Annotated in this window: 10 protein-coding genes; 5 read left to right on the plus strand and 5 right to left on the minus strand. The window is 39.4% G+C overall.

All coding sequences use genetic code 11. The annotated features are described in order from the left end of the window. Positions 1 to 526 precede the first annotated feature (526 nt). Positions 527 to 859: a hypothetical protein gene (locus HF078_RS00135; protein ID WP_169289310.1), complete on the minus strand. Its 333-nt coding sequence runs from the start codon at positions 857 to 859 to the stop codon at positions 527 to 529. A 127-nt stretch (positions 860 to 986) separates the two neighbouring features. Here HF078_RS00135 and HF078_RS00140 point away from each other — a divergent pair, with 127 nt between their 5' ends. Then, entirely contained in the window at positions 987 to 1,814 is an 828-nt protein-coding gene (locus tag HF078_RS00140) for an aldo/keto reductase (RefSeq protein WP_169289311.1), read from the plus strand. A gap of 53 nt (positions 1,815 to 1,867) precedes the next feature. Here HF078_RS00140 and HF078_RS00145 read toward each other — a convergent pair whose 3' ends face one another. Beyond that, positions 1,868 to 2,665, minus strand: a complete 798-nt coding sequence (locus HF078_RS00145; protein WP_169289312.1) for a FixH family protein — start codon at positions 2,663 to 2,665, stop codon at positions 1,868 to 1,870. Positions 2,666 to 2,813: 148 nt separating this feature from the next. Here HF078_RS00145 and HF078_RS00150 point away from each other — a divergent pair, with 148 nt between their 5' ends. Beyond that, positions 2,814 to 3,233: a GNAT family N-acetyltransferase gene (locus tag HF078_RS00150; RefSeq protein ID WP_240951644.1), complete on the plus strand. Its 420-nt coding sequence runs from the start codon at positions 2,814 to 2,816 to the stop codon at positions 3,231 to 3,233. 8 nt (positions 3,234 to 3,241) lie between these two features. Here HF078_RS00150 and HF078_RS00155 read toward each other — a convergent pair whose 3' ends face one another. Beyond that, the gene (locus HF078_RS00155; protein ID WP_169289314.1) at positions 3,242 to 4,138 is read right to left on the minus strand and encodes an RluA family pseudouridine synthase; all 897 of its coding nucleotides are present in this window, start codon (positions 4,136 to 4,138) and stop codon (positions 3,242 to 3,244) included. Between the two features lie 160 nt (positions 4,139 to 4,298). Between HF078_RS00155 and HF078_RS00160 the strand changes: the two genes are divergently transcribed. Continuing rightward, positions 4,299 to 4,712 carry a DUF5365 family protein gene (locus tag HF078_RS00160; protein ID WP_060667049.1) on the plus strand — a complete coding sequence of 138 codons (414 nt, stop codon included), beginning with the start codon at positions 4,299 to 4,301 and terminating at the stop codon, positions 4,710 to 4,712. Positions 4,713 to 4,894: 182 nt separating this feature from the next. Here HF078_RS00160 and HF078_RS00165 read toward each other — a convergent pair whose 3' ends face one another. After that, complete coding sequence (locus HF078_RS00165) at positions 4,895 to 5,377, minus strand: thioredoxin family protein (RefSeq protein ID WP_169289315.1); 483 nt, start codon at positions 5,375 to 5,377, stop codon at positions 4,895 to 4,897. Positions 5,378 to 5,379: 2 nt separating this feature from the next. After that, complete coding sequence (locus HF078_RS00170; RefSeq protein ID WP_169289316.1) at positions 5,380 to 5,814, minus strand: disulfide oxidoreductase; 435 nt, start codon at positions 5,812 to 5,814, stop codon at positions 5,380 to 5,382. Between the two features lie 229 nt (positions 5,815 to 6,043). Between HF078_RS00170 and HF078_RS00175 the strand changes: the two genes are divergently transcribed. Next, positions 6,044 to 7,720: a glycoside hydrolase family 13 protein gene (locus tag HF078_RS00175; protein ID WP_169289317.1), complete on the plus strand. Its 1,677-nt coding sequence runs from the start codon at positions 6,044 to 6,046 to the stop codon at positions 7,718 to 7,720. 166 nt (positions 7,721 to 7,886) lie between these two features. After that, positions 7,887 to 9,431, plus strand: coding sequence for a bifunctional GNAT family N-acetyltransferase/carbon-nitrogen hydrolase family protein (locus tag HF078_RS00180; protein WP_169289318.1), 1,545 nt, complete (start codon positions 7,887 to 7,889; stop codon positions 9,429 to 9,431). Positions 9,432 to 9,753: the final 322 nt, after the last annotated feature.

Here is a 9,753-nt window from a genome sequence, read left to right on the forward strand (position 1 = left end):
CAGCTAGGAATCGTAAAAACTTTACGCTATCAGTTTTTCAGTGGCTTCGCTACGCCTGCGGGGTCTCCACCTAGCGCTGGCTCCCTCAGGAGTCTTCGCCTTTTGCTCCAATCACCAGCTAGGAATCGTAAAAACTTTACGTTATCGGTTTTTCAATGCCCACACTTGAGCCTGTGGGGTCTCACCTGTCCCTTCCTCTCGTGGGCGTCTACGTGCCTTCCACTCCAATTAAAAAGGTAATTTAATTCACCGGAAGCTATAAGTATCTTAATGTGTTAACTGAAACAGTAAGACCGTCCATTTCTCATAATTTCCAGCTGTGGATTGGAGCAAATGGCGGAGACTCCAGCGGGGGAGTAACGGTAGGTTGAGACCCCGCAACGAAGTGAGGAGGCTCAAACGCCGTCCCGCGGAAAGCGCAGCCATTTGCGGAAAGGAACAGCGGTGGTATACAAGACTACTAAAGTCTATAAACGTTAAAAGAACCGGGTGGTTTTGCCCGGTTTTTCTTACAACGCAAATCATTTTATTTAATTTGTTTATTTCTTTTATATTTTCTAATGAAGTAGGCCCTTTGAACAAACAAGTATGCAAGGAAGACGGTGGAACAGAATATCGCTACCATCATATTGAAAAGCATTCCCCCTATATATAGGAGCCCGTCGACCTTGCTGGTAAGGAAGTACCAAATTGTCGTAGTGATAAACCATGTAAGGATGATAAAAGAAAGACTAATAGCGGTATGGAAAAAGAATGCCCCTTTACGCATCACCATTTGAGAGACATACATATAGCTCACAAGTGTCGTGGAAACAATGGACAATAAATTCAATAGCATGATATAGTCATACATCTCCATCACAAAACTCCTTTTTACTATATATATAGCGGGACAGATTCGTGGGTGAGTACCTAGGCAAAAAATTTGCATAATAGCTGTAATAGGACATAATAAATATATATTTGAAAATAGGAAGGTGAAAAGTATGAAAAGTTTAGCGTCTACAACAACTCTACATAATGGGGTAGAAATGCCTTGGTTTGGTCTTGGTGTATTTAAAGTGGAAGAAGGGCAAGAAGTAGAATCTTCTGTAAAAATGGCCATTCATGCAGGTTACAAAAGCATCGATACAGCAGCCATCTACAAAAATGAAGAAGGTGTAGGAAAAGGGATTAGAGAATCCGATATACCTCGTGAAGAACTTTTCATCACGACAAAAGTATGGAATGCAGATCAGGGTTATGAATCTACTTTAAAAGCTTTTGATGAAAGTATGGAAAAGCTAGGCCTAGAATACCTGGATTTATATCTTGTACACTGGCCTGTTAAAGGAAAGTATGTAGAAACGTGGAAAGCATTAGAAAAGCTTTATAAAGACGGAAGAGTCCGTGCCATTGGGGTGAGTAACTTCCAAATTCACCATCTGCAGGATATTCTGGATGTGGCTGAGGTAAAACCAATGGTTAATCAGGTAGAATACCATCCAAAGCTTTCTCAAGTGGAGCTATTAAATTTCTGTAAAGAAAATGGTATTCAAATGGAAGCATGGTCTCCATTGATGCAAGGTCAGTTGTTGGATAATGATGTATTAAAAGAAATTGCAGCAGCACATAATAAGTCTGTTGCACAAGTCATTCTTCGTTGGGATCTTCAAAATGGTGTGGTAACCATTCCAAAGTCAGTTAAAGAGCACCGTATTAAAGAAAATGCGAATATTTTCGACTTTGAATTGTCAGAAGATGAGATGCAGAAAATTCATGCATTGAATGAAGACAAGCGTGTAGGTCCAGATCCGGATAATTTTGATTTTTAATCTTAGAGAAAATGAAGGTGCAGGGCTTAGTTGCCCTGCACCTTCATCCGTTTTTATTCCACTTCTAATTCTTCTTGCTGGTGTTCGTGTAATTCATCTTTTTCTACATGTATCTGAACATAATGCAGACCGCTTTCTTTCATGGTCGCTTTTGCTTCGTAGACACCATCACTGACTTCTTTTGCATCTACGAATTCATGTTTCTCTGAATCTTCGTGCCAAATTTCAAAACGAACATTCGCATCTGTTAAAACAGCATCTTCTTGCTTGATTTTTGTGGATAATGTAGTTTCTTGATTCGCTTTTACAGGGTCTGTTGGGTTTAATGTCATATTTAAGTTGCTCCCATGCCCATGATGATCATTATGGTCTGTTTCTTCATGTGTCTCATGGTCGTGACTGTGATTTTCTTCTTCATGCACATCTTCTTTCTCAGAAAGCTCTGGATTTCCAACAGTTAATTCAACACGCGGCATTACATGCATATCTCTGGCAGTAGTGTGTGCGACTACATAGTAAAAGCCTTCCTCTTCAAAAGTTTTCGTGATGGAGTATATACCAGATCCATCATTAGAAGCTTCCACCATTTCATGATCGGCTTCCTGCCCTTGTTTCCATACCTCAAACTTCACTTCTCTGGCATCATCCACATTCTCCTCACCTTGAGTGACAAGTGCTTCTATTTTCACTTCTTCATTCGGCTCCACTGCTTCAGGCAGTTTAATTTCTACTTCCACCATGCTAGGCACTTCATTGTTATTTCCGTTTGTATTTTCATTGTTATTAGTTGATCCGCAAGCTGCTAGCATCAATAATGATAGCAAACTGATAAATAGAATTAATTTTTTCAAAAAAGAACACTCCTTTCGTTCAATGATTTCATTATAACTAGTATCCTAACGTAAAATTTCATCAAAAAGATCAATCTTGTGAACAAAAATAGTATGATATAGGTAATGACCATAAATGCATGAATCTATACATAGGGAGTGGTTGAAGTTGATAAAGCATTTACAAACAAAAGAAGAATTACTTGAAGGGTTTCAAGTATTAAAGGAATTAAGGCCACATCTAACAGAAGATACTTTTATAGAAATATATGAAACCATGCAAAAAGAGGGCTACGAATTATATGTGTATGTTGAAAAAGAAGAGATAGTCGCTGTTACGGGAATAATCATGCTAACCAACTTTTATGATGGGCGTCATATTTATGTGTATGATCTAGTGACTAAAAACACGGCCAGATCAAATGGCTATGGAGAGAAATTGCTTACGTATATAGAAGGATTAGGAAAAGAAAGAGGCTGCGAGAAAGTAACGTTGTCCTCAGGCTTACCAAGGGTAGATGCTCATAGATTTTATGAAAAGAAAATGGATTACGATAAAACTAGTTACGTATTTAGAAAAGAGCTGTAGCAGAGATGCTACAGCTCTTCTAACTTCCATAAGGAAGGTCCAAATCCTTTCGGAACGGGAGCATGGACCGTCACACTTTCTTCCATAAACGGGTGAGGGACAGTTAACTTCCATGCATGCAGGCTATGACGATGATGGTTGTTTTTTGATCCATAAAGCTTATCGCCATAAATGGGATGGCCAATGCTGCTCATATGTACTCTAATCTGATGCGTTCTTCCTGTATCGAGTGACAGCTCTACAAGTGTTAATTGTTCTTTTGGAAAAAATTTAACTACTTGAAAATGGGTGATAGCTTTTTGCCCATTTGGAGAGACTCTTCTCCTGGAAGCATGATGGCGGTCCTTTCCAATAGGCTTATCAACCATCCCTTTTGAGCTGCTCATTACTCCTTCAACAAGTGCCAAATATGTTCGTTTAACTTTCCGTTCTTCTAGCATCCTGTCTAAGATAGCGCCGCTAATGGCATGTTTTGCGAACAGAATAGCTCCGCTAGTGTCTTTATCCAACCGATGTACATGACGTACTTTAGATCGAATTTCATTCTTCTTGAAATAATGTGCCACTCCATTGGAAAGAGAGTGTATATCTTGATCTGAGGAAGGGTGGGTGTCCATTCCTGCCTTCTTATTCACTACCAATAGATGTTCAGTTTCATAGATAATATCAATATCCATTTCGGTTGAAATTGTTGAAATCTCTTCTGGTAAAATAGGGATGAAAATTTGGTCGCCTTTTTGAAGTGGCTTTGTCCAATTAGGAGTGTCACCATTCACCAAAACTTGTTTGGACATCCTTAATTCATGAAGAAGTCCTTTGGGAATTCCAATGACATCTTTTAAGTAATTTTGTAATGGTTGGGACTGATTATTTGTTACGGAAAATGTTAGCTTCTGTCTGTTCATTATTAGCTCCTTTCATGATTTATCCTTCTGTAGATGTTCCTTGGAATGTCAAATTATATTGTCGTAATGAGTCTATGGATTCCATTAACTACCTACCCAAATAAAGATACATTTATGTTACTCTTTTGTTATAGAGAAGTTACAAGGGTGGTTTTAATTCGTGAAAGTAGTATACGCTTCAACTCCAGAGCAGGAGGACCATATCGGGGAATTGGTCCAACACCTCTTAACGAACATTCTTCCTTATTATTTCACAGATAAAGAGATAGAAAACCTTGCACAGCAATTATCCCTTCACACTGGAGAAGTCCATGATACTTTTTCCGATTACAATGGAACGTTGAAAGAAGCATTTCATATCATATCATGTCTTCAAGCAATAATTGCAGTTATTGAGACAATCCAAGAAGAGGACTTACTTACCAAGCATCGTGAAATATTTAAGAGGAATGTCAATATGTTAAGGGAGTTTGGATTTTCATTTCCATTCTCGATTGACCAGTTTGTCCAAAAACCTAGCAAGCCGAACATTTTCAGTAAGTTTATTCGACCTTCCAATCACTTTTTGATTTGAAAAATTGGTAAAAACCGCTGTTTCATTCCGCAAATGGCTTCGCTTTCAGCGGGACGGTGATTGAGCCTCCTCACAACGCTTCAGGGGTCTCAATCTACCGTTACTCTCCCGCTGGAGTCTTCGCCTTTTGCTCCAATCAACAGCTAGAAAACTTCATCTCAACAGAAGAAAACTCCTGGCGATTATTCGCTAGGAGTTTCTTTTACTTTTTCGAACCATTCAGTGTAAACGCTGCTGTCTTGATGGTAGTTCTCTAAGCGTTCGACTTCTTCGCCATCTACGAAATGGATGAAGGTAGGAGTAGAATTAATTCTGTAATCGTTCCAGCCTTCTTTAAATTCCTCTAGGTTGTAAAGTTCCATATCTATTCCCATTTCTTCTGCCATTGGAACTACAACAGGGCTTGTCTGCTTACACGCAGGGCAAGTTGAGCTGTAGAAGTAAATGGTTTTCGTTTCACCAGCATCGAGATCTTCTTTCAATTGATCAGGAGTGATAATGTTTTGGTACAATGGATCATCCAGTTGCTTTTGTGTTTCTGTATGAAGCTTGTCCTTACCGAAAGGATTCCCTTCCACGTTTTGCTTTTGTTGAATATTAGTTACCACAACTAGTGCTATAAAGATGGCCATGATGACCGCCATAATAATGATGAGTTTTTTCAAGATTAATTACCTGCTTTCTTTGAAAGTTTTTTTACATAAAACATAATTGCCGTAATGGATGTAAAACCGATAAGTGCTAAAAATGGAATAGTGATAAAACCTAGCCAATTGATATATTGGCCTGTACACGGTACAACTCCACAGGAAACGGAGTTCTCGCTGAAAAACGCCACTTTTTGAACCAAGTAGTGATAGATGGAAATGGTTCCTCCTATTATGGATAAGGGAAGGACGTAAGTTGCAATACCAGCGTCTTTCTTTACCGCAGCAATTCCCAGCAGTATGACTAACGGATACATTAATATCCGTTGATACCAACATAGCTCACAAGGTATGTATAACAGTACTTCGGAAAAATATAAGCTACCAAGGGAAGCAACAAGGGCAATGATTGCTGAGGCTAGCAACAGGTTCTCTATTTTTTTGGAATGATCCACGGTAACTCTCCTCTTTTGAATTCAAGATACTTTTCCCTAAAATTATAGTCCTTACTTATCATTATTGCAAAACTAATCCTATCCTATGATTGTGAACTTTTTTTGACTTTAAGAAAGAAAGCGGTTTCCAACAGAAGTTATATCTTGTACAATAATTATGGAATCGATTTCATTTTTGCGAACAAGAAAGATAACAATAGATAAACTTAGGTTAGGAGAGGAATTTTTAATGCCAACGCGACAATGGTGGAAAGAAGCAGTAGTGTATCAAATTTACCCGCGAAGCTTTAATGATTCAAATGGAGATGGGATAGGGGATATTCAAGGGATCATTGAAAAACTTGACTATTTAAAAGAACTGGGTGTAGATGTAATCTGGCTTTCCCCTGTATATAAATCTCCCAACGACGATAATGGCTATGACATAAGTGACTATCGCAATATTATGGATGAGTTCGGGACAATGGATGATTGGGAAGAGATGCTTGCACAAATGCATCAAAGGGGCATCAAATTAATTATGGATCTTGTGGTAAACCATAGTTCAGATGAACATGAATGGTTCGAGGAGTCTCGTAAGTCAAAAGATAATCCTTATCGTGACTATTACATTTGGAGACCGGGTAAAGATGGTGCTGAGCCCAACAACTGGGAGGCAACCTTTGGTGGATCTGTATGGGAATACGATGAGCAAACGGATGAATACTTCCTGCATCTTTTTTCAAAAAAACAACCAGATTTGAACTGGGAGAATCCAAAGCTTCGACAAGAAGTATATGACATGATGAATTTCTGGTTAGATAAGGGCATTGACGGATTCAGAATGGATGTGATTAACTTCATCTCCAAAGTGGACGGATTGCCAGACGGTGAAAAGGTGGAAGGGAAGAAATACGTTTCCGGTCATCAGTATTTCATGAATGGACCTCGTATCCATGAGTTTCTTCAAGAGATGAATGAAAAAGTACTGTCCGAGTATAATGTCATGACGGTTGGAGAAATGCCGGGCGTATCTCCTGAGGAAGGAAAACTTTATACAGGAGAAGAGCGCAAGGAATTAAACATGGTCTTCCAATTTGAACATATGGATCTTGATACACAGCCTGGAAAAAATAAGTGGCACTTAAAACCATTGGACTTGCGTGATTTAAAGAGATCACTTGGCAAATGGCAGTCCGAGCTTGAAGACGGCGGATGGAACAGCTTATATTGGAACAATCATGACCAGCCACGTATCGTATCAAGATGGGGAGATGACAAGGAATACCGCGTCACTTCTGCTAAAATGTTGGCAACATGTCTGCATATGATGAAAGGGACTCCATACATCTACCAAGGAGAAGAGCTTGGGATGACCAATATCAAGTTTACCTCTATTGAAGATTATAAGGATATAGAAACTTTGAATATGTACAATGAGCGTGTAATTGAAAATGGAGAAGAACCACAAGATATCATGCAATCCATTTATACAAAAGGCCGTGATAACGCTAGAACCCCAGTTCAATGGAATGAATCAGAAAATGCCGGATTTACAACCGGTACACCCTGGATCAAGGTGAATGAAAATTTTAATGAGATCAATGCAGAAAAAGCGATGGCAGATGAAGATTCTATCTTCCATTATTACCGTAAATTGATCCAACTTCGTAAGCAACATGAGGTTATTGTGTATGGCTCATTTGAAATGTTGTACGATGACCATGAGGAAATTTTTGCATATACTCGTACGCTTGGAGACGAAACTTTACTTGTTGTGACAAATTTCTCGGGAAATAACCATTCGTTCGACAGTTCTAAAGACCTAAATAATGCAGAACTACTTATTTGTAACTATGAAACAACTGAAAAGGAAGCAGATTCTTTTGATTTGCGACCTTGGGAAGCTAGAGTGTACAAGATTTGATATAGCAGGGACAGGACCCTTGACTCACTATTGGTGGGCAGGGGCCTGTCCTTTATTGTTTTTTGTTTCGTTATGATAAAATTGGGGAATAAGTAATATTGGGCAATTCTCCGTTTTACATTAGAAAGGGCCCCATTTATTATTTGTTTGTACATAAGGATAGGAGATGACGGCATTGTCAAAAATCGATTTATCTAAATTTGAGAAAAAAATGATTATCAGAAATATAGAAATGAAAGACATAGATGATATTATTACCCTTCAGCACTTGTGCTTTCCAGGCATGCAGCCATGGAAGCCCGAACATCTCGAAAGTCATTTGAACATGTTCCCAGAAGGACAGCTTTGTGCAGAATATGATGGGGAAATAATCGGGTCGTGCTCAAGCTTGTTAATAAACTTTGATGAATATGATGACCGTCATACATGGGATGACATAACAGATGAGGGGTACATCACCAACCACAATCCAGATGGTTATAACCTTTATGGAATTGAAGTGATGGTGCACCCGGGGTACCGACGAATGAAGGTAGGGCACAGGCTGTACGAAGCTAGGAAAGATCTTGCACGCAGGCTTAATTTGAAAAGTATCATTATTGGCGGGCGGATTCCTAACTACCATAAATATGCGGAAGAAATGACTCCTAGGGAATATGTTAGACAAGTAATGCGTCATAAAATTTATGATCCTGTGCTTTCTTTCCAATTGTTGAACGAGTTTACTTTGATGCGTATTAACCCGGGGTATCTACCAGATGATGTTGCATCGAACAAATATGCGACACTTATGGAATGGAACAATGTAGAGTACATTCCGCAGACTAAGCGTCATTTCAAAACTTCTTTTCCTGTAAGAATTTGTGTTGTTCAGTATATGATGAAATCCATTAGCTCCTTTGAAGAGTTTGCCACACAGGTAGAGTATTACACGGATGTCGCTTCTGATGCCGGTGCTGATTTTGCCGTGTTCCCAGAAATATTTACAACCCAGTTAATGAGTTTCCTTCATGAAAAGGTACCTAGCAAAGCGGTTCAGCGCCTAACCGAGTTTACAGAACAGTACATTCAGTTGTTTACAGACCTTGCAGTAAAATACAACGTAAATATTATTGGAGGTTCTCATTTCGTTGAGGAAGATGAGAAGGTATTTAACATTGCCTATCTATTTCGACGTGATGGAACAATTGAAAAGCAGTACAAATTGCATATCACACCGAATGAACGAAAATGGTGGGGAATTAGCCGTGGTGACAGTGTTCGTGTCTTTGATACGGATTGCGGAAAAATCGCGATACAAATCTGCTATGATATCGAGTTCCCCGAGCTTGCTCGCATTGCAACAGAAAAAGGTGCGAATATCATTTTCTGTCCATTTAATACAGAAGACCGCCAAGGCTACTTGCGTGTCCGTTATTGTGCGCAGGCACGTGCGGTGGAAAACCAAATTTACACGGTTATCGCAGGAACATGTGGAAACCTACCTCAGGTGGAAAACATGGATATCCAGTACTCTCAATCTGCTATATTTGCACCGTCCGATTTCGAATTTGCGAGGGACGGGATTGTAGGAGAGTGTAACCCGAATATTGAAATGGTTATCATCGGGGATGTGGACTTAGAGATTCTTCGTCGCCAGCGTCAATCAGGGACAGTGCGTCAATTGAAAGACCGACGTAGAGATGTTTATGAGATAAAGTATAAAAAATGATTATGTAAGAAAGCGATCCTTTTGTGGGGTCGCTTTTTTAATGTGTTTTGCAATTTTTGAGGATGGGAAGCTGGCTGTCATTTTATGAGGGGGATGAATGAGAACGGTGTTTGGGTTGTGCTTGAAGTACGAGGTCGTCATAGGAGGTCAATAAGACAATGTTTGGGTGTTTTTGAGGAAGGAGGTCGTCATAGGAGGTCAATGAGGACAATGTTTGGGTGTTTGTGAGGAAGGAGGTCGTCATACGAGGTCAATGAAGACAATGTTTGGGTGTATTTGTGGTAAGAGGTCGTCATAGGAGGTCAATGAGGACAATGTTTGG

The organism is Bacillus sp. RO2 (genome assembly GCF_012911845.1).
Taxonomy (GTDB): domain Bacteria; phylum Bacillota; class Bacilli; order Bacillales; family Bacillaceae_I; genus Sutcliffiella_A.